At 71.6% G+C, this 19,179-nt stretch carries 18 protein-coding genes; 8 read left to right on the top strand and 10 right to left on the bottom strand.

Going from position 1 to position 19,179, the window contains the following annotated elements; translation table 11 throughout:
* Window positions 1-68 precede the first annotated feature (68 nt).
* The 4 genes from ACFYZZ_RS39845 to ACFYZZ_RS39830 form a co-directional block, all read right to left on the bottom strand.
* Window positions 69-824 (bottom strand): hypothetical protein, encoded by a 756-nt coding sequence (locus tag ACFYZZ_RS39845; protein ID WP_389187303.1) that lies wholly within the window; start codon window positions 822-824, stop codon window positions 69-71.
* On the bottom strand, window positions 811-2,397 hold the full coding sequence (locus tag ACFYZZ_RS39840; protein WP_389187300.1) for a substrate-binding domain-containing protein: 1,587 nt from the start codon (window positions 2,395-2,397) through the stop codon (window positions 811-813). The genes ACFYZZ_RS39845 and ACFYZZ_RS39840 overlap by 14 nt, the downstream gene beginning before the upstream one ends.
* Entirely contained in the window at window positions 2,394-3,566 is a 1,173-nt protein-coding gene (locus tag ACFYZZ_RS39835; protein WP_389187297.1) for a hypothetical protein, read from the bottom strand. The genes ACFYZZ_RS39840 and ACFYZZ_RS39835 overlap by 4 nt, the downstream gene beginning before the upstream one ends.
* Window positions 3,567-3,799: 233 nt before the next feature.
* Entirely contained in the window at window positions 3,800-4,123 is a 324-nt protein-coding gene (locus ACFYZZ_RS39830) for an ArsR/SmtB family transcription factor (protein WP_389187294.1), read from the bottom strand.
* 118 nt (window positions 4,124-4,241) lie between these two features.
* On the opposite strand from ACFYZZ_RS39830, the gene ACFYZZ_RS39825 reads away from it, so the two are divergent.
* Window positions 4,242-5,216 carry a zinc-binding alcohol dehydrogenase family protein gene (locus ACFYZZ_RS39825; RefSeq protein ID WP_389187291.1) on the top strand — a complete coding sequence of 325 codons (975 nt, stop codon included), beginning with the start codon at window positions 4,242-4,244 and terminating at the stop codon, window positions 5,214-5,216.
* Window positions 5,217-5,226: 10 nt separating this feature from the next.
* On the opposite strand, the gene ACFYZZ_RS39820 is transcribed toward ACFYZZ_RS39825, so the two are convergent.
* The 3 genes from ACFYZZ_RS39820 to ACFYZZ_RS39810 all read right to left on the bottom strand — a co-directional run bounded on the left by ACFYZZ_RS39820 (window position 5,227) and on the right by ACFYZZ_RS39810 (window position 8,394).
* Window positions 5,227-7,068, bottom strand: coding sequence for a protein kinase (locus ACFYZZ_RS39820; protein WP_389187288.1), 1,842 nt, complete (start codon window positions 7,066-7,068; stop codon window positions 5,227-5,229).
* Between the two features lie 103 nt (window positions 7,069-7,171).
* A complete protein-coding gene (locus ACFYZZ_RS39815) occupies window positions 7,172-7,465 on the bottom strand; it encodes an RICIN domain-containing protein (RefSeq protein WP_389187285.1) in 294 nt (97 codons plus the stop codon).
* A 161-nt stretch (window positions 7,466-7,626) separates the two neighbouring features.
* A complete protein-coding gene (locus tag ACFYZZ_RS39810) occupies window positions 7,627-8,394 on the bottom strand; it encodes a CDP-alcohol phosphatidyltransferase family protein (RefSeq protein ID WP_389187282.1) in 768 nt (255 codons plus the stop codon).
* Window positions 8,395-8,506: 112 nt separating this feature from the next.
* On the opposite strand from ACFYZZ_RS39810, the gene ACFYZZ_RS39805 reads away from it, so the two are divergent.
* From ACFYZZ_RS39805 to ACFYZZ_RS39775, 7 genes are all read left to right on the top strand, one after another.
* Window positions 8,507-8,956 carry a nucleoside deaminase gene (locus ACFYZZ_RS39805; protein WP_389187280.1) on the top strand — a complete coding sequence of 150 codons (450 nt, stop codon included), beginning with the start codon at window positions 8,507-8,509 and terminating at the stop codon, window positions 8,954-8,956.
* A complete protein-coding gene (locus ACFYZZ_RS39800) occupies window positions 8,949-9,914 on the top strand; it encodes an isopenicillin N synthase family dioxygenase (protein WP_389187277.1) in 966 nt (321 codons plus the stop codon). The genes ACFYZZ_RS39805 and ACFYZZ_RS39800 overlap by 8 nt, the downstream gene beginning before the upstream one ends.
* A gap of 154 nt (window positions 9,915-10,068) precedes the next feature.
* On the top strand, window positions 10,069-11,472 hold the full coding sequence (locus ACFYZZ_RS39795; protein WP_389187274.1) for a condensation domain-containing protein: 1,404 nt from the start codon (window positions 10,069-10,071) through the stop codon (window positions 11,470-11,472).
* A 71-nt stretch (window positions 11,473-11,543) separates the two neighbouring features.
* Window positions 11,544-13,631, top strand: a complete 2,088-nt coding sequence (locus ACFYZZ_RS39790; RefSeq protein ID WP_389187271.1) for a hypothetical protein — start codon at window positions 11,544-11,546, stop codon at window positions 13,629-13,631.
* Window positions 13,631-15,178: a hypothetical protein gene (locus ACFYZZ_RS39785; RefSeq protein WP_389187268.1), complete on the top strand. Its 1,548-nt coding sequence runs from the start codon at window positions 13,631-13,633 to the stop codon at window positions 15,176-15,178. Before ACFYZZ_RS39790 ends, ACFYZZ_RS39785 begins: the two co-directional genes overlap by 1 nt.
* A gap of 6 nt (window positions 15,179-15,184) precedes the next feature.
* Entirely contained in the window at window positions 15,185-15,523 is a 339-nt protein-coding gene (locus ACFYZZ_RS39780) for an HNH/endonuclease VII fold putative polymorphic toxin (protein WP_389187265.1), read from the top strand.
* A 204-nt stretch (window positions 15,524-15,727) separates the two neighbouring features.
* Window positions 15,728-15,961 (top strand): hypothetical protein, encoded by a 234-nt coding sequence (locus ACFYZZ_RS39775; protein ID WP_389187263.1) that lies wholly within the window; start codon window positions 15,728-15,730, stop codon window positions 15,959-15,961.
* On the opposite strand, the gene ACFYZZ_RS39770 is transcribed toward ACFYZZ_RS39775, so the two are convergent.
* From ACFYZZ_RS39770 to ACFYZZ_RS39760, 3 genes are read right to left on the bottom strand one after another with little or no spacing between them, the layout of a single operon-like run.
* Window positions 15,942-16,382, bottom strand: a complete 441-nt coding sequence (locus ACFYZZ_RS39770; RefSeq protein ID WP_389187260.1) for a hypothetical protein — start codon at window positions 16,380-16,382, stop codon at window positions 15,942-15,944. The genes ACFYZZ_RS39775 and ACFYZZ_RS39770 overlap by 20 nt on opposite strands.
* Before the next feature lie 25 nt (window positions 16,383-16,407).
* A complete protein-coding gene (ccsB, locus tag ACFYZZ_RS39765; RefSeq protein WP_389187257.1) occupies window positions 16,408-17,490 on the bottom strand; it encodes a c-type cytochrome biogenesis protein CcsB in 1,083 nt (360 codons plus the stop codon).
* Entirely contained in the window at window positions 17,487-19,178 is a 1,692-nt protein-coding gene (locus tag ACFYZZ_RS39760) for a cytochrome c biogenesis protein ResB (RefSeq protein WP_389187254.1), read from the bottom strand. The genes ccsB and ACFYZZ_RS39760 overlap by 4 nt, the downstream gene beginning before the upstream one ends.
* Window position 19,179 lies beyond the last annotated feature (1 nt).

The following is a 19,179-nucleotide window of genomic DNA, read 5'->3' as shown; positions in this document are numbered from 1 at the left end:
CCACGCGCTGGTGGGGCGTCCTGCCGATGGGGGCATCGGGCGTGCCGATGGGCGCAGGTCGCACGCCCTCACTGGAAGACGGCCACCGGGTACTGGAGCACGACCTCGCGGGTGCCGGAGCGCCAGCTCGTCACCTTGCCCAGGCAGTGGGCCTGGAACTCGCCCTCGGGCAGCTGCCGGTCCGGTGTGCGCAGCCCCTCGACGCGCAGGACGACCCGCAGGTGTGCGGCCTGCTCGCCGTCTCCGTAGGGGGCCCGCATGACCAGCGTCTCTCCCTGGGTTCCCTGGGCCTCGAACCGGCCGGTGATCATGACGAACTCGCCGATCTCGCTGAGCACGACCTCGTCGGCGGCCGCGTCCGCGAGCAGGGCGCGGTTCGGCGTGACCGTTCCGGAGTCCCGCCGCAGCCGCACCCGGACGAGCGCGTCCCCCCGCTGCAGCACGGACAGCAACAGGCCGATGACCGAGATCGGCTCGCTGTTCTCGACGTACTTGGCGACGACCTCGGTGGTTCGGCCCCCGGTCAGCTGGAACAGCAGGGACACCAGCGGGATCACCGCCAGACAGCCGGTGTTGTGGACGCGCCGCACCTCGACCTCCCGGCGCAGCGCCGACCGGTAGTTGCCCATCTTGAACAGGCCCATGACGGCGTCGTTGTCCAGGTACAGCGGAAGGTAGTTGGGGTCCTCGGGCGCCTTCCTGACCCGCCGAAGGGACTGCCGTACGACAAGCACGGCCAGCACGAGCAGGCCGGCGAAGGCCGCCAGCCACCATGTCATCGCGCCCCACCAGGCGCTCCACCAGGTGCCGTCAAGAACAGCCACGGATCTCCTTGAACGCGGTGGACAGGGACGAGCCGTCGGCGTCGACCATGCGGCCGCCGGTCACCGAGGCGACCTGCCGCAGTTCCGCCGCGTCGGCGTCCCCGAAGTGGACGGGATAGGTGTGCACGGCGCGGGCGTCGGCGGGGCGGGCCCGGTAGCGGCTGACGAACGCGGCGCGGTCGATGCCCGCGTTGTTCTCGCCGTCGGTCATCAGCACGATGGACACCGCCCGCCCGGGGTCCTCGCGCACGGCTCGTTCGGCGGTGGCGTAGCCGTGGTCCAGGGCGGACCAGATCGCCGTCGAGCCGTCGTAGCCGCCGCCGGCGACGAAGTCCTCCAGCCGGGTGAGGTCGGCCGCGCCGTGGACGGTGACCGTGCGCTCGTCCAGGGGCCGGCCGCCGAAGCGGACCGCGGTCAGCCGCTCGCCCTGGTAGAAGCGGACGAACTTGGCCACGGCCGAGGCGTCCGCCCCGCTCAGGCCCGCGAACGCGGTGCGCAGCGCGGTCGTACGCGCGCCGCGCATGGAGTCGGAGAAGTCGAGCAGGAAGATCACCTGGTCGGCGACGCGGCGCCGGGGGTCGCCGTAGTCGTCCAGGAGCCGGTCGAGGACGGCCGGGTCGTCGGGGAAGTACAGCGCGTTGTCCAGGGGCGCCCGGAGCCGTTCGTCGCGCTGGACCGCGGTGTTGACCGGGCGGCGCAGGGTGCGCCGCATGATGTCCCGCTGGTGGCCGGTGTCCGTCAGCCACTCCACCACCCGGTCGTAGGCGTCCCGGTGGGCGGGGTCGAGCAGGAGCAGCGGGTAGTCGGACAGGACCATGCCGTCGGCGGGGTGCACGATGTCGAGCGGCTGCCCCAGCCGCCCGGAGGCGTTCAGGGTCAGCAGCTCGGACTCGTAGGTGATCAGGGCGTTGGTGCGGCCGGGGTGGCCGGCGAAGGCGTCGAGCAGGTCGTGGGAGGTCTCGGCGGTGAGGGTCTGGCCGGAGCGGAAGCCGCGCAGCCGGTCGCAGCTGACGTCCTCGGGGCGCAGCGCGCCGCCGGTGCCGGCCGCGGCGGTGGCGACGCCGACGAGGGCGGCGAGGCCGCTGTTGCTGTGCCGGGGGTCGGCCATGCCGAAGCGGACGGTGCCGGTGGCGGCGGCGTCGGCGATGTCCGCCCAGGACAGGCGTCCGCCGGGCGCCTTGGGGCGCAGTCGCCGTGCCACGTCCTGGGTGAGGCCGACCACGACCGGCGAGCGCATGATCGAGGTGCGCTGCACGCCGGTGGCCGGGGTGGCCCCGGCGGGGGCCTGCTTCGCCCGGAGCCGGAGGTAGCGGTCGGAGGAGAGCCAGGCCAGATCGTAGGAGTGGCGGCCGGTCAGCAGGGTGTCGCCGGCGTCGTTGGTCGGCTTGTAGTCGATGTCCAGGCGAACCCCGGTGTCCTCTCTCATCTGATCCAACAGGGGTTTCATGTCGGCGAGTTCGTCGCTGGCCAGCACCTTCAGGGTGGTGTCGGGGCCGCTGCCGCCGCCGGAGCAGGAGACCAGGGCGGTGAGGAGGATCAGGCAGAGGGCGAAGGGGAGAGCATGGACCCTCACGGCGCCTCCCCGCCCGCAGCCGACCGCGCGACGGGATCGCAGTCCCCCACCACCTCGATCATCTGCTCCAGCAGGTCCAGCCGGGGCAGCACCGCCTTGGTGTCGTCGGCCGACAGGACGGGTGCCTGGATGTGGTGTTCGTGCAGGAATCCGGTCAGCGCGTCGCTGGTGGACTCGCTGTCGGCGGCCCGGACCCGGAAACCCAGCTCCATCGCGCGCCTCTGCAGGGCCGGGTCGGTGGATACCAGCCGGCCGAGCCGGTCCCCCTGCGAGGTCAGCGCGATGAACTGGGGCTCGGTGACGAACCGTGTCGACGGATACAGCAGAACGCGCTCGCCGTCCACGTGCCCGGTGCCGGCCTGGGTGGCTATCTGATGAGCCAGGAACTGGTGCTCGTAGATGACCGCGATCGGGGAGATGCTCTTGCCCTCGGCGGACACGTAGGTCTCGTTCTTCTCGCCGGAGGGCATGCCCTGGTCGTTGAGGAGGTGCTTGATCCTCTCTGCGAAGCTCTTCGCCTCCTGTGTGTCCTGCGGGATGTCGTCGTGGTTCCACACGTAGGAGACCAGCCCCAGGTAGGTACCCCCGGAGTTGGACTCGCAGATGTCCGAGGACTGGGCGAGCACCTTGTTTCCGTTGTGTATGCCGTGCCGCGAGATGCCCAGGCTTTCCCAGCGCTCGTTGTGAGCGGTCGCGTCGAGGAACTTCTTCATGTCGAGCGAGTAGTAGAGCGGCTCGGCCCCGGAGGGAGTGCCCGGGAGGGGCTCGGCGATCCGGGCCTCCTGGAGCGTCTCGGCGTACTCGCGGTACGTGCCGAGCACGATCGGGCTGACGAACGGCCGGTACGTCGTCGCCGGGCGGCCCTCGGAGGCGCGTTTCCTGGTGATCAGGTCTGCGGCGGGCTGCCCCGAGGGGAAGACGACGTCGTAGTCGTCGTAGTTCTGTGCTGCGATGCCGCGTGAGCCCATGCGGGTGACGTGCACCCGGAAGCCGTGCCGGATGAGCAGCCGCTGGACCTCGGGGTCCTCGAAGTAGTCCGATTTCGAGGCCATCTTGGCCTCGATCGTGACGATGCGCGTGAACGGCAGGGCGACATGCCCCTGGACGAACACCACGAGCGCGCAGAGCGCGGTGGCGGCCGCGACGGCGCGCGGGGCCAGCCGGCGCACCCGGGAGCGCCGGCTGGGTAAGACCGTCGGAGCGCCAACCTTCAGGCGGGGCTCACCGGTCTGACGAGGTCTGTCGGTCTCTGTTCTCTGAGTGGCCACCCGGTACTCCTGAGTGAGCGGGGGCAGGATCGTCCGCAGCCGGCAAGACTCCGGCCCGAACACTCAACGAACGGGCGCCAAAAGGAATGTGAAGGTCCGTCAGGATCTGGGGTCAGCCCTGTCGGGAACTCGGGTCAGGGGGTCTGCAGAACGAGGTCGAGCAGCCCCGGGAAGCGCGCGTCGAACTCCGCCCGGCGCAGCCGGTTGACCCGCTTGGGCCCCTCGTCCCGCTGCTCGACGAGACCCGCGCCGCGCAGCACCGCGAAGTGGTGGCTGAGGGCCGCCTTGCCGACCGGCACGTCGAAGCTGCCACAGCTGCGGGACCACTCGGCGGACCCGGCCAGCTCCCTGACCAGGGTGAGGCGTACGGGATCGGCGAGGGCGGCGAGCGCGGTGAGGACGGGCACCTCGTCCGGGTGGGTGTGCTCCGGGGCGGCCCGGTGACTGCTCGCGGCCATGCCGTCCTCCCTGCTGCGGTGTCCCGCTCGCGCACTTGCCGAGTGTTCGATGAAAACCATACACTCGCGAGTGTTCGCTTTTCATTGAACACTCTCCCGAGCCGGAGGTAGGTACGCCATGCGCGCGGTCGAGTTGCAGGAGTACGGCGGTCCCGAGGTCCTGAAGGCGGTGACGGCCAAGGCGCCCGAGCCCGGCCCCGGCCAGGTGAGCATCGACGTGGCCTACACGGGCGTGAACTTCGCCGACCTGAAGGCCCGCGCGGAGGGCTACCGGGTGCCGCGGCTGCCGTACGTCCCAGGCCTGGAGGTCTCCGGCCGGATCCGCGCGCTCGGCGCGGGCGTCACCGGCCTGGCCGTCGGCCAGGAGGTGGCGGCGCTGACCGAGGGCGGGGCGTACGCCGAGGTGGCCGTGGCCGACACGACCACCGTCTTCCCGCTCCCCGCGGGCGTGGACCTGCGCACGGCGGCCACCCTCCCGACGGTCCTGCCGACGGCCTACGCCCTGATCCACACGGTCGGCCGGCTCCAGCCCGGCGAGAGCGTCCTCATCCAGGGCGCGGCCGGCGGAGTCGGCACGGTGGCCGGTCAGCTGGCCCGGGCGGCGGGCGCGGGGGCGGTATACGGCGTGGTGTCCTCGGCGGCGAAGGCGGCCTACGCCAAGGAGCACGGCTACGACGAGGTGTTCGTCGGCGCCTTCCAGGACCCGGTGCGGCAGGCCACCGGCGGCCGGGGCGTCGACCTGGTCCTGGACCCCGTCGGCGGCGACACCCTGCGCGCGGGCCTCGCCTCCCTCGCCCCCTTCGGCCGCCTGGTCTCCTTCGGCAACGCCGGTTCCGCCGAGCCGTGGACCGTGGGCCAGCCCGAGCTGTACCCGCTCGGCATCTCGGTGGCCGGCTTCTCCATCCTGACCCTCGCGAGGACCGCCCCGGCCGAGCTGCGCCGCCTGTCCGAACAGGCCTTCGCCAAGGCGGTCGACGGCACGGTGTCCCTGCCGGTCACGGCCGAGTTCGCGCTGGAGGAGGCGGCGGAGGCGCACCGGTTGATGGGCAGCCGGACGAGCACGGGGAAGCTGCTGCTCCGCGTGAACGCATAGCCGCCCCGCCTCACGTCCGCGCCCAGCTCTGGGAGGCGGCCCCCGACTGGCAGGTCGCCTCGGCCACCCCGCCGCCGAAGGCGAGGTCGAGGCAGCCGCCGTCGTAGACCGTGCGCAGGGAGTTGCCGGAGCCCGTCTTCCACAGGCGGGCGTTGCTGCTCTGGGAGCAGTCGCCGACGAAGACGGCCTGGCCGTTGCCGTTCGCGCTCAGGCACGCGCCGCTCGACACGTTGATGACCTTGACGCTGCCGCCCGAGGCACTGCGGAAGGTCCACTTGGCGGACGAGTCCGAGCAGTCACCGAGGCCCGTGGAGCCGTAGACCTGGATCAGGCACTTGCCGTTCTCGCCGTTCTTGAGCCGGAAGGAGCCCGTGCCGGGACTGGTCGTGGAGGTCCCTCCGGAGGAGGAGCCGCCGGACGAGGAACCGCCCGAAGAACCGCCGGAGCTGCTGGAACCGCCGGACGAGGAGCCGCCCGAGCCGGATCCCGAGGTACCTCCGGTGGCGCCGCCTGCACCGCCCGCCGAACCCGAGCCACCGGAGTCGCCCGAGGCACCCGAGCCCTCCGTGCCGCCGCCCGAATCTCCCTTGCCCGGCTTCTCCTTGCCCGCGGGCGAAGCCGACCCCTTCCCGCCCGGCTTCCCGCTGCCCGACGGGCTCGCGGAGGACTGGCCGGGCGCCGGATCGGCCGACGCGGAGACGGAAGCCTCGGGGGTGCCCGCAGTGCCCTTCCGCCCGGAGTCGGCGCCGTATGGCAGGAGTTGTAAGGCCAGCGTCCCTGTACCGACGACGACCACAACCGGCAGGACGGCCAACAGGAGGCGTGTGCGGCGCCGTTCGCGGGGCTGCTCGGCCGGCCGCTGCTTCTCGGCGGGCCGTAGGACCACTTCGGGCTCCGGCGCGGATGCCGGTTCCGCCTCCGGAACTTCCGCCACCTCCGGCACCTGTGCCGCGAACGCCGTCCGGACGGTCAGCCGTTCGGTGATGGACCCGGGCCACAGCGGGGGCTCGGACGGGCCCCGCCCGGCGGCCAGTTCGACGAGTTCGGCGGCGGTGGGCCGGCCCTCGGGATCCTTGTCCAGGCAGGACGCGACGACGGCCGCCAACTCCGCGTCCGTCTCGCGCAGTTCCTCCAGGTCGGGCTGCTCGTGCACGATCCGGTACAGCACGCCGTGCCCGGACTCGTCGCCGAAGGGCGGTCGGCCGCTGCCCGCGAACGCGATCACCGAACCCAGCGCGAAGATGTCCACCGCGCCGGTCAACCGCCGTGCCCCCGAAGCCTGTTCGGGAGACATGTAGGCGGGAGTGCCCACCACCATGCCGGTCCGGGTCAGCTGGCTCTGGTCGGCGGCCCGGGCCACACCGAAGTCGATGAGGGTGACACCCTCCAGGGTGAGCATGACGTTCGACGGCTTGACGTCCCGGTGCACCATGTCCAGCTCGTGCACCGCCGCCAGCCCCGCCGCGGCCTCCCGCAGCAGCAGCCACAGCGCCCCGGGCGGCAGCGGCCCGCCGTGCACCTCCACGGCCTCGCGCAGGGTCAGCCCCGGCACGTACGCGGTGGCGAACCACGGCGGCCGGGCGGCTCGGTCACCCGCGAGCAGCGGCGCGGTGGCCCCGGCGGGCAGCCGGGAGAGGTTGTCCAGCTCGTGCCCGAAGCGCCGTACGAAGTCCTGGTCCTCGCCCACCACCGAGGGCAGCACCTGTTTGACGGCCGCGTACCGGCCCTCGTGCACGCCCAGGTAGACCCGCCCCATGCCGCCGGCCCCGAGCCGGCCGAGCAGCGGGATCGGTCCGATGCGCCGAGGATCGTCGTCCTCCAGCGGCTCGACCCCGTTCTGTTCCCCGTTCAAGTCGCTCCCCTTGTAGGTCACTTGGCTTTCAGCAACCTACTTCAGCGACCACGCCGACGACTCCTGGAACCGGCCCGGCCTGCTCGACCGAACTACCCTCGGATCAGCTCCAGCGCTGGCGCGAGGAACCCGTGTCGGAAGAGGTGACGACGGCCCCCCTGGACGACAGCCCGAGGGTGCGCCCGGTGGCCTTGTTCTTCAGCCGCCAGCCCGAGGAGTCCTTGCTCTCGTACCACCTCTGGTAGTTGCCGCCGTTGCACGCACCCACGTAGACGGCGCCGTTGCGGTTGCTGTCGAGGCACTTCCCGGTGAGGTGGTGCTTCATGGAGTAGGAGCCGTCGGACTGCTTGTTCTCGTCCCACTTCATGCTCGCCCCGGTGGCAGAGGTCGTACGCACCCTGCCGTTGAAGTAGGCCAGGTACTCGCCGTGCCTGCGGGCATACGATCATTGAGCGACGAGTGCGCTGCGTCCGCCCGAGGGCGACGGCGGTCGGCGTGCCGAATCGATCATTGCGGTCGGTGTCACGCTACTCCGACGCGATCATCCCGGGCAACGCGTCAGCGCAGCCGCGACGACGCCAGGATCGACAGCAGGTGGGCCGGGACCATCAGCCAGGTGATCGCGGCCAGCGCGATCAGCGCCCAGCGCGTCACCTCGACACCGCCCGTGGCCAGGTCCCCGAGTGCCGCCGCCAGCAGGACCAGGGACGCCTCGATGCCGTTGGTCACCCGGTGGATCTTGAAGGCGGCCGCCAGCCGCCGCACCGTGGCCACGCCCTGCGACCGCGGCCGGGTCGACTCGTCGTCGGCCACCCCGAGCCCGCGCCGGGCCCGAGCCACGTCCACCAGGTCGGTCGAGGCCTTCAGCAGCACCACCCCGAGCGCGGTGGCGATGCCGAGCGAGAGCCAGCCGCCGAGGCCGTCCTCCGCCGCCCGGAACCCGATCCCCACCATCAGCGCCGCATCCGCGAGGTACGCCCCGAGCCGGTCCACGTAGATGCCGGTCGCGCTGTTCTGCCCCTTCCAGCGAGCGACCTCGCCGTCCACGCAGTCGAAGAGGAGGAACAACTGCATGAGGACGACGGCCAGAACCGCACCGGTCAGGCCCGGGATCAGGAGGGCCGCGCCGGAGGCGATGCCGCAGACCACCATGGTCCAGGTCAGCTGGTCCGGGGTGACCGGGGTACGCACCAGCTGCCGAGTGAACCGCAGCGAAACCCTGCGCATGTACAGCCGTCCCGCCCAGTGCTCCCCGTTGCGGCTGGCCAGCTTGGCGTACGGCTGGCAGACCTCCCGCAGCTCCTCCAGAACCGGGGCAGCGACCATGGGCGTTTCCTCCCGCGCGATGTGATCGGGCCAGGGTACAGAGCCGGTTCGCACCACCCGAACGCGGGCGCCGCGCGTTGTCCGGGTGCCCTCGGCGGGGAACAGTGAGGGCATGGATCAGCAACAGGCCCGCGCCTGGCTCGCCACCGCCGTCGCCGAGGCCCGCGTCGGACTCGCCGAGGGCGGTATCCCGATCGGCGCCGCCCTTTACGGCCCCGACGGCACGCTGCTGGGTCGCGGCCACAATCGTCGCGTCCAGGACGACGATCCCTCCATGCATGCGGAGACGGCGGCGTTCCGGGCGGCGGGACGGCAGCGCACGTACCGCGGCACGACCATGGTGACCACTCTCTCCCCCTGCTGGTACTGCAGCGGCCTGGTCCGGCAGTTCGGGATCTCGCGGGTGGTGATCGGCGAGGCGACCACGTTCCGCGGCGGGCACGACTGGCTCGCCGAGCACGGCGTGGAGATCGTGCTGCTGGACGACCCCGAGTGCGTCGATCTGATGCGCGCCTTCGTCAAGGACAACCCGGCTCTGTGGAACGAGGATATTGGTGAGTGAACCGCGGATTCCTACCATCGATCTCCGCCCCTGGACGGACGGCGGCCCCGAGGCCCGTGCCGCCCTCGCCCGTACCGTCGACCGGGCCCTCCGGACCGCCGGGTTCCTGCTGGTCCGCGGGCACGGCGTGGAGCCGGAGCTGCGCGCGCGGATCCGTGCGGCCGCCCGGGACTTCTTCCTGCTGCCGGAAGAGGCCAAGCGGCGGTACGAGGCCAAGGTCGGCGGGCGCGGCTGGCTGGGTCCGGGTGCCGAGGCCAACGCGTACGCGGAGGGCACCGAGACCCCGCCCGACCTGAAGGAGTCGCTGACCTTCGCCACGCACGAGCCGTTCGAGGACCCGGTCGTCAACGCCGAGTGGTACGCGCCGAACGTGTGGCCGACGGAGATCCCCGGGCTTCGTCCGCTGTGCGAGGAGTACCTCGCCAGGATGGCCGGACTGGAGAAGGAGCTGCTGTCGCTGCTGGGGTACGCCCTCGGGCTCGAACCCGACTTCTTCTCCCGGCACATGGACCATCCGACGTACGGCTTTAACATCAACTGGTACCCGGGCACCGAGGTCGTCGGCGAGCCCGAGCCCGGGCAGTTCCGGATCGGGCCGCACACCGACTTCGGGACCGTCACCATCCTGGACCGGCAGGCGGGGAAGGGCGGTCTGCAGGTCTACACGGACGAGGGTGGCTGGGAGGACGCGCCCTACGATCCGGCGGCCTTCACCATCAACATCGGGGACCTGCTGGCCCGTTGGACCGGTGACCGATGGCGGTCGGGGCGGCATCGGGTGCTGCCGCCGCCCGCCGACGCGCCCGGCGAGGAGCTGATGTCGCTGGTGTACTTCGGCGAGTGCACCCCGGGCACGCTGGTGGAGTCCGTGCCGGCGCCGGTGGGCCGGGTGGCGTACCCGCCCGTCGACTCGCACGTGTACCTGCGGGAGAAGCTGAACTCGATCACCGTCGGGTGAATCCCCCTCCGATCACTGTGGGTTAATCACTTCCGCGTTCGGCTCGCCATCCGTTCCACTGAAATGCCCCGGTCCGGCATGTCCCGGCCGCGTCCGACGGCATTCCCTTGAAGGGGGCCCACATCACAGGGCCCCCTTCTGCGATCGGAGACGCGTGCGAATCACTGACATCCAGCGCTGCGAGGTCCGGCCGGGACGGCTCGTCGAGTGGACGCTGAGTCCGGACACCGTCGCCACGGCGAAGGGGCTGCCGGAGGACTCCCGGCCGCCGGCCTACATCCAGGAGTCGCACATCAGAACCGCCAGGTCCGTGCGGGACGGCGGGCTGTTCGTGCCGACCTGGCTCGGTACGGCCTTCGACCTGCCGGGCCGGGTCGACCTCGACGTGCTGCAGGAGTCCCTGCGGGCCTGGACGCTGCGGCACGAGACGCTGCGCAGCGGCTTTCGCTGGGCGGACGACCGGCTGCGCCGGTTCACGCTCGACGCCGGTGACGTGTCCCTGCGGCGCGAGACGGTCGGCGACTTCGGTGACGCGGGCGCCCTGGCCCGGCATCTCCAAGGCCGCTTCGACGCCGTCGCGGACGCCTTGCGCTGGCCGAACCTCATCTACACGGCGGTGGTCCGGGACGACTCGACCAGCGTGTACATGGCCTTCGACCACAGCAACGTGGACGCCTACTCCCTGCACGGCATCCCCGCCGAGATCCACGAGCTGTACGCGGCGGGCCTGCGGGGGCGCGGACCCGTGATGCGCACCCCGGCCGCGAGTTACGTCGACTTCTGCGAGCTGGAGCGGGCGGACGCCGACCGCGTCGACGGCGGCCACGAGATCGTCACGCGCTGGCGGGAGTTCGTCCGGCGGTGCGACGGAGCGCTGCCGAGTTTCCCCGTCGACCTCGGCCTGGAACCCGGCGGTCCGCTGCCGCCGCAGAAAATGATCTGCGAGCCGCTCGCGGACGCGGACTCGGCCGCCGCGTTCGAGGCGTACTGCCGGCCCCACGGCGGCAGCCTGGTCGGTCTGCTGGCGGCCACCGGTCTGATCGTGCACGAACTCGGCGGGCAGTCCGTGTACCGGACGGTGGTGCCGTTCCACACCCGGGTGAAGTCCCGCTGGAGCGACTCGGTGGGCTGGTTCGTGGGCGGCGCCCCGATCGAGGTGCCGGTGGCCGGCACTCCCGATCTGCCCAGCACGCTGCAAGCCGTGCGGGCCGAGCTGCAGGCCAACCGTTCGCTCGCGCGCATGCCGCTCGCCCGGGTGCTGAAGCTGCTCGGCACGGACTTCCGGCCGGCCTCCCCCGACCTGTACTCGATCGTCTCGTTCCTGGACGCCCGCGGCATCCCGGGCGCCGCGCGGTGGGCCGAGCAGAAGGCGTACGGGCTGCTGCGGGTGTCGTACGGCGACCAGGTGTGCGTGTGGGTCACCCGACTGCACGACGGTCTGTGGGTGGCGAGCCGCTACCCGGACACCGACGTGGCGGCCAAGAACATGCGGCTGTACGTCGAGCGGCTGCGGGATCTGGTCACGGCGGCGGCGTCGCGACCCGGTCGATTTTCGTAACCCAACGGACATCACTGACCCTGGTCAGTGACAACTTCCCCTTTCTACACTGCTGTTGAGGGGGGAATGCGGTGCACAGACGGTTGCACGGGCGCGGAGCGCTGTTCGACGTCGATCCGGCCGGTCTCGCGCCCCGACTCGTGGGCCTGCGCCCCCACCAGCACCGTGGTCATCCGTTCGAGCACCCGGGCGAGCTGCCCTTCGTGGTGCTCACGGGCGCCCGCGGGCTGGGCAAGAGCGCGGTGCTGGCCGAGTTACGGGACGCCTACAAGGGCCACACGCCGGTCGCGTTGGTCGACTGTGCGGACGCGCAGTTCGCGGGGCCGCCCGCGGAGCGGCCCGCCGAGTCGTGGTCGCCGGTGGCGCAGGCGCTGCTGGTCATCGCCGAGCAACTCGCGGAACCGGTGACCGGAGCCGGCCGGATCACCTTTCCCCGGCTGATGTCGGGCCTGGTGGCGGTGGCGGCCGGCGGCTGGAGCGACGCCGACTCGGAGCGCATCCGGCGCGAGGTCGAGCGGATCCTGCTGCTGAACGAGAGCGGGTCGTGGATCAGCGGCTTCGCCGGGCGCTGGGCCGGGAGGGTGGCGGCCAAGGTGGTCGCCGCGGCGACCGGCAGCGGGCCGTTCCTGTCCGGGGCGATCGAGGCCACCCTGGAGTCCGTCGCGGAGGGCTTCGCCAGCCGCCGGCACCAGAAGGCGTCGGTCTGGTACCGGACGTATCCGAACGCGGGCCGGCACGCCCAGCGCGGGCTGATCCTGCTCTCCGGGCACTTCCGGGCGGGCGGCACCTCCCGGGAGCACGCCGAGCGGTATCTGGTGCGGGCGCTGCTGGCCGACCTGACGGAGGCGTACGCGGGGGTGCTGCCGCGCATGCAGCGGCTCGGGCGGCCGCTGGTGCTGATCGACGACGCGCAGACCGCGCCGGGGCCCGGGCTCGTGGAGGCCGTGCTGCGCGACCGCGCCGAGGGCATCGCGGACCAGGTGGCGTTCGTCGCGGCCCGGCGCGGCGAGGGTCGCGAGGAGTTGCGCAGCGCGGTCCGGCGGGAGCTGCCCGAGGTGGCCCGGCGCAGCGGCTGGACCCCGGACGCGGCCCCCTCCTCGCGGGCGCTGCTCGTCGCGCTTCCCCCGCTGAGCCCGGACGACACCCTGCACATCGTGGGCGCCGTCTGCGACGACATCCCGGTCTCGCCCCAACTCCCGTACGCCACCCACCGGTTGACCGGCGGCAATCCGCTGGGCATCGTCCTGCTCGCCGAGTCCGCCGCGCAGAACCAGGCTGTCTCGCTGGGCGAGTTGCTCACAGCCGGCGTACGGCTGGACGAGGACCAGGAGGCTGCCCCCGCCTACCAGGCGCTGCTGGACCGGCTGGTGCCCGCCGAGTACCTGGACGAGCTGACCGTGCTGGCCGCCGCCCACGACCACGACTCGGCCTGCGTGCTGGCCGCGGCCCTGTTGCCGGACACCTTCGGCCCGGCGGACGTACGGGCGCTGCGGACCCGGCTGGCCGAGGAGGGGCTGCCGGCCGAGCCGGGCCGGTTCGTCGGCGATCCCTTCGTGCGCACCCTGCTGCTGCTGAGGCTGCATCTGAGGGACGCCGACCACGCGTCGTGGCGTACGGCGCACGAGACGCTGATCGCGCACTACCCGGACCCCGAGCAGGCCCGCTACCGGCTCCATCACGAACTGGCCCTGGGCAGCTCGGAGTCGGCGGTCGCCCAGCTGCGCGACACCTTCCACACCGCGGACATCCGGAGCTGGCTGCGCACCCTGCGCTTCGTGGCCTCGGCGCCCTACTTCCACGCGCACGACGCTGACGGCCGCGACTTCACGGGCCACGGCGACCGGCGCGCCGCGATCGCGCTCGGCCGCACCGACGCCGGGCAGGAGCCGCCCGAGGGCGCGGACGCCGTACTGCACCTGCGGATACGGCGGTTGCTGCACGCGGTGTGGCAGCTGGGCGATCCGCTGGTGCTGCCCGATCCGAAGGTGTGCGACCGGCTGCGCTTCGAGCTGGAGCAGCTGTCCAACCTGCGGCCGGCGGCCAACGCGCTGCTGTGGCGGGCATCCCGGGACTGGCCGGCGGCGGCGCTCGCCGGGCGCCCGATGGCCGACCCCGACGACACGGACGACGGCCCGGACGACCGCAGCGGGGAGGCGTGATGGCGCGCAGAGGCGTGGGCACGTGGGTGCGCGAGAGCGTGTGGGAGATCCCGCTGCGCCGCTATCTGGCGCTGCTGGTGACGGCGGCGCTGGTGACGGGGCTGGTGTTCGCGGGCCGGGCGCTCCTGCACGAGGACCGGTCCTGTGCGCCCGGGGTGTCCCGGCCGCAGGACAGCGACGAATGCGTGGGCGTGGCGACGGGCTCGTACGACTTCGGGCACGCGCGGCTGAAGGACGTCGTACGGGCGGTCGCGCGGGAGAACGACCGCCTCAAGCCCGACAGTTACGTGACGGTGGCGCTGATGCTCCCGTACAGCTCCGCCTCCGCGACCAACCTGAACGACATCCAGCACCAGCTGCAGGGCGCCTATCTGGCGCAGTACCAGGCCAACCACGAGTCCAATGGGCAGGCGCCCGCGATCCGGCTGGTGCTGGCCAACCCGGGTGCGACCGGGGACCACTGGCAGCAGACGGTGGACCAGCTGATGCGGATGACGACCGGCGCGGACCGGCTGCGGGCCGTGGTGGGGATCGGGCAGAGCACCGACAACAACAAGAAGGCCGTCCAGGCGCTGACCCGGCTCGGGATCCCGGTGGTCGGCTCCTCGATCACCGCCGACGACCTGGCCAACGGGCAGGGCGGCACGGACCCCTACCCCGGCCTTGCCCGGGTGTCGCCGACCAACACCGACGAGGCCCGCGCGCTCGCGTCCTTCGCCAAGGTGAGCGCGGGCAAGGCGCTGCTGGTGTACGACAAGCCGGGCGACCCGTACACCCGGACGCTGCAGGAGTCGTTCGCGGCGCTGATCAAGGGCTCGCCGTACGAGCCGCAGCCGTTCACGCCGCCGGCCGACCGCAGCAAGGAGGGGACGACGGCGAACACCTTCCGGCAGATCACGCATCTGGTGTGCGACACCTCCCGGGAGACCGACACGATCCTGTTCGCGGGACGCCACACCCAGCTGCGGCAGTTCATCAACGCGCTCGGCGGCCGCGGCTGCCAGGACCGGAAGTTCACCGTCCTGACCGGCGACGAGGCGTCGTACCTGACCCACGAGAGCGACCTGGACCGCGACGCCCTGCGCCACCACCTCTCCGTCCGCTACACCTCCCTGGCCCACCCGGACGCCTGGCCCAGGGACCCGACGAAGACCGGCGGCTCGGCGGCGGACTTCGGGGTGCTGCAGCGGCTGCTGGCCGCCGCCGAACGGGGGCCGTCCGGGCCGATCGGTTCGGTCGCCCTGGACGACGGCCAGCTGATCATCGGCTACGACGCCCTGCAGCTGGCGGTCCACGGCATCCGCGAGGCGGTACCGGACGGCAGGAAGGTCCCGGCCCTCGCGGACGTCGGCCTCCAGTGGCCGCAGGTCAAGGGATCGCTCCGGGTGAGCGGTGCGAGCGGCTGGATCTGCCTGGACGTGCGCGGCAACCCGTACGACAAGGCCGTCCCGATCGTGGAACTGACCCCCGAGGGCGACTCCCGCTTCGTCAGGATCGCCTGGCCGGAGGGCAGACCACCGACGAAGGAGTGCCTGCCGCCGTCCTAGGCGTGGGTGTCACGCTCGGACACATCCCTCCGCAGCCCACTACGTCACCCCCGACCCCCTCGGTCTCGGCTCCGCCCCGAACCCGGTGGCGTACGCGACCCGAACGCCAGCCCGGAGAAGGACCCCCGTCCCGGTTGGGGCCGCTACTACCAGTACGACACCCCGAACGGCAGCAGGGTCATCGCCGAGCACACCGCCGACCCCAACGCGCCGCACCCGCACTTCCACGCGGGGAAGCCGCAGGAGGGCCTTCCGTCGGACGTCAACATGCAGGGCAAGACCTACAAGCAGATCATGCCGAAGCACCACATCTACTACGCACAGGAACGTTGCCTTGGAAAGTAGGTTGCAGCAAAAGCTCCGGGAGCGCCGGGAGAAGGCCGCCCTGGAAGGCATCGAGGCCACGCTCGGCGATCTGCTGACCGGAGGGGCCCTGGAGCCCGGCGCCGTGCCAGAGTGGGTCGGGGAGGCGCTCGGGCGAATCTGGGACATCCACACGGACCCGGCCGAGTCGGTCCCCGAGGACACGTCGCCGGAGGAGCTCGACGCGTGGATCGAGGCACTGCTCGCCGGGAACGGCATCACCAGCCGTGCTACGCGGCGACCCACCTCGGGATCCTTCCCTGGCTGGAGTGCCGGGTCCCGGAGCGCGGCTGCACGGCGCGGCTGCGATGCGCGATCGAGCAGCCGTGGATGTTCCTGTCGGAGACGCTGGACTGCCTCGTCGTCGTGTCCGAGGCCGAGTACTACTTCGAGGCGTATCTCAGCCGGCGCCCCACGTGAGCCCGGGAGCGGCTCCTGAGGAGTCGCTCCCCAGCACCTCGATCAGTCGCTCGAAGCGGGCCCTCCAGCGTGGTTCCGACTTGTCATCGCCCTGGGACTCGTGGCTGAAGCGGAGCACGCTCGCGTCGTCGCCGGCGCGTTCCAGGTGGAAGCGAATGCGGCCGCCGGGCTCGACCGTGTACTCGGCAACACGGTCCACGTCCCAGGCGGTGATCCGGCCGCTGCCCAGGTCACGCAGGGTGACCGCGCCGCCGAGCCTGGGTTGCAGGACGTCGGCGGCGGTGAACCACGCGGCGAGTCCCTCCCGCGTGGACAGCGCCGGCCAGACCGCTTCCATGGGCCGGGGCAGACGCACCACGAGGTGCAGGATGTGCGTGTTCCCGTGGGTCTGACTGGTGCCCTGTGTGATGGAACCGCTCATGACACCAGTGTGGGCGACCGGTGGCTCAGACGCCCGCGTAGGAGTGCTTGCCGCTCACGAAGATGTTGACGCCGTAGTAGTTGAACAGCCAGCAACCGAAGGCGATCATCGCCAGGTAGGCGGCCTTGCGGCCCTTCCAGCCGGCCGTGGCCCGGGCGTGCAGGTAGCAGGCGTAGGCGATCCAGGTGATGAAGGACCAGGTCTCCTTGGGGTCCCAGTTCCAGTAGCGGCCCCAGGCGTCGCCCGCCCAGATCGCGCCCGCGATGATCGTGAAGGTCCACAGGGGGAAGACCGCCGCGTTGACCCGGTAGGCGAACTTGTCGAGGGAGGCGGAGGCGGGCAGGCGCTCCAGCACCGAGGTCGCGAAGGTGCCGGGCTTGCCGCCGGTCTGCAGCTTGTTCTCGTACGAGTCCTTGAACAGGTACAGGATCGTGGCGACCGCGCCGACGTAGAACACCGCGCCGCAGAAGATCGCGGTGGAGACGTGGATGTACAGCCAGTACGAGTGCAGGGCCGGGACGAGCTGGTCGCTCGCGGTGTACAGGACCGTGACGGCCAGACCGAGGTCGAGCAGGACCGTGGTGACCAGGAACAGGCCGAGCCAGCGCACGTTCTTCTTCAGCGCCAGCAGCCCGAGGTACACCCCGACCGCGACCGTGGAGAAGGTGATGTTGAACTCGTACATGTTGCCCCACGGCGCCCGCTCCACGGAGGCCGCGCGGGCGACGACCCCGCCCAGCTCCACCAGGAACGCGAGCACGGTGAGGGAGATGGCGATCCGCCCGTAGAGGTCGCCCTGCTCGTCCCCGCCGTGCGCACCGGGCCCGTCCGGCACGTCCCTCGCGCCGGACGCGGAGCGCACGACGACCTTGGGCCGCTCCAGTACGGCGGTGCCCCCGGCCTGCTTGACGGTGACGGCGGGCCCGCTCGCCTTCTGCTCGCCGGCGGCGGTCAGCGCCGCGGCCGTACGGGCCACCTTGCTGCGGCTGCCGAAGAGCCACTCGGCGATGTGCGCGAAGAAGGCCAGGGTGTAGACGGCCATGGACGAGTAGATCAGCGTGTTGCTGATGCTGGCCAGGTGTTCGTTGGTGGCGGCGGCGAGAGTCACTGCTCAGCCCCTTCGGCAGGTACGACGTCGGATTCGTTGGAGTCGCGGTCGGGTGCCCCCGGCGCCTGGTCGTAGAGGGTTCCGGCGAGGTCGCCCAGCTCCTCGGGCACCTTGGCCGACTCGCTGCGGCCGAGCCCGGCCATCTCGACAACCGTCACGCCGTCGGCGCCGCGCACCGCCCGCACCCACACGCGGCGGCGCTGGATGAACAGGGACGCAGCCAGACCGAAGATCGCGGCGAGGGCACCGCCGAGCGCCCAGCCGCTGCCCGGCTCCTGGACGATCTCGAAGCCGGCCCACTCCTTGATGTCCTTCTCGAGGGTGATCGAGCCGGCGCCGTTCGGCAGCTTCAGGGTCTGCCCGGGCTTGAGGTTCCCGCGCAGCTGCAGGCCCTTGGCGTCCTTGAACGCCTTCATGTGGCTCTTGTCGAGCTGGTACACGCTCTGCGGAAGGCCCGCGTCGACGCCGAGGTCGCCGTGGTACGGCTCCAGGTTCAGCACCGGGTTCAGCAGCGCCGGGAACTGCGAGAGCACCGAGGCGCCGCCGCCGTAGGTCGGCAGGAAGAAGGCCCGGACGCCGAGCTGCTCCTTCTGCCCCTTGGCGTTGCGGTAGCCGTCCATGACCTTGATGACGCCCTGCGAGGTGACGTTCCCGTCGAGCGGCAGCAGCGGTACGGCGTCCTGGTAGACGACCTTGCCCTTGCCGTCGCGGACGGTGATCACGGGCGCGTAGCCGTGGCTGACCAGGTAGACCTTGGAGTCGCCGATCTCCAGCGGCTGGTTGACCTTGATGGTGGCCGGCTTCTCCTTGCCGTACGCGCCCTCGCGGTAGGCGATCTTCGCCTGGAAGGTGCGCGGGGTGCCGCGGTTGGGGCCGGTCAGCTCGTAGGTGCCCTCGAAGTCCTTCAGGTCGAAGCTGAACGGCACCAGTTCGTCGGTGCTGAACAGGCTGCCGGACCTGAAGTCGTCGTACATCGGCAGCGCGTTGGAGAAGCCGCCGCCCTCCACCATCAGCTTGGTGCCGTCCGACTTGAACATCTGGCCCGAGGCGAAGGCGGTCAGCAGCACGATCAGCGCGACGTGGAAGACCAGGTTGCCCAGCTCCCGGACGTACCCCTTCTCGGCGGCGACGGCGTCACCGGCGAGGTGGGCGCGGAAGCGGCGCTTCTTCAGCAGCGCGAGCGCGGCCTCGCGGACCTGCTCCGGCTCGGCGGTGGTGCGCCAGGTGGTGTAGGCGGGCAGCCGGTCCAGCCGCTTGGGGGCGCCCGGCGGGCGGCCGCGCAGCTGGCCGACGAACTGCCAGGTGCGCGGGACGATGCAGCCGATGAGGGAGACGAACAGCAGGATGTAGATCGCGGAGAACCACACCGAGCTGTAGACGTGGAAGAGGCCGAGCTTGTCGTAGATCGGCGCGAGCGTCGTGTGGGTCCTGCGGAAGTCGTCGACCTTGGTGGCGTCGGCGCCGGTCTGCGGGATCAGCGAGCCGGGGATCGCGCCGAGCGACAGCAGCAGGAGCAGCAGCAGCGCGACCCGCATGGAGGTCAGCTGCCGCCAGAACCAGCGCGCCCAGCCGACGACGCCGAGGCCGGGCACGGAGGCGATCTCCTCCTGCGGGGCGGTGGACAGCTGGGAGCCGGCCGCCCCCAGGTCCTCCTGCTCCTGGCCCTTGTCGGTTTCGGTCTTGCTCATC

The organism is Streptomyces sp. NPDC001816 (assembly GCF_042892235.1).
GTDB lineage: Bacteria > Actinomycetota > Actinomycetes > Streptomycetales > Streptomycetaceae > Streptomyces.
The sequence above is the reverse complement of the archived record's forward strand: the minus strand, read 5'-3'. Positions and strand labels throughout refer to the sequence as shown.

Excerpts from the sequence above, each read along its gene's own strand:
- ACFYZZ_RS39805 (WP_389187280.1), top strand. The coding sequence starts at position 8,507 with ATGGATCAGCAACAGGCCCGCGCCTGGCTCGCCACCGCCGTCGCCGAG.
- ACFYZZ_RS39830 (WP_389187294.1), bottom strand. The coding sequence starts at position 4,123 with ATGGCCGCGAGCAGTCACCGGGCCGCCCCGGAGCACACCCACCCGGAC.
- ACFYZZ_RS39825 (WP_389187291.1), top strand. The coding sequence starts at position 4,242 with ATGCGCGCGGTCGAGTTGCAGGAGTACGGCGGTCCCGAGGTCCTGAAG.
- ACFYZZ_RS39810 (WP_389187282.1), bottom strand. The coding sequence starts at position 8,394 with ATGGTCGCTGCCCCGGTTCTGGAGGAGCTGCGGGAGGTCTGCCAGCCG.
- ACFYZZ_RS39760 (WP_389187254.1), bottom strand. The coding sequence starts at position 19,178 with ATGAGCAAGACCGAAACCGACAAGGGCCAGGAGCAGGAGGACCTGGGG.
- ACFYZZ_RS39770 (WP_389187260.1), bottom strand. The coding sequence starts at position 16,382 with ATGAGCGGTTCCATCACACAGGGCACCAGTCAGACCCACGGGAACACG.
- ACFYZZ_RS39785 (WP_389187268.1), top strand. The coding sequence starts at position 13,631 with ATGGCGCGCAGAGGCGTGGGCACGTGGGTGCGCGAGAGCGTGTGGGAG.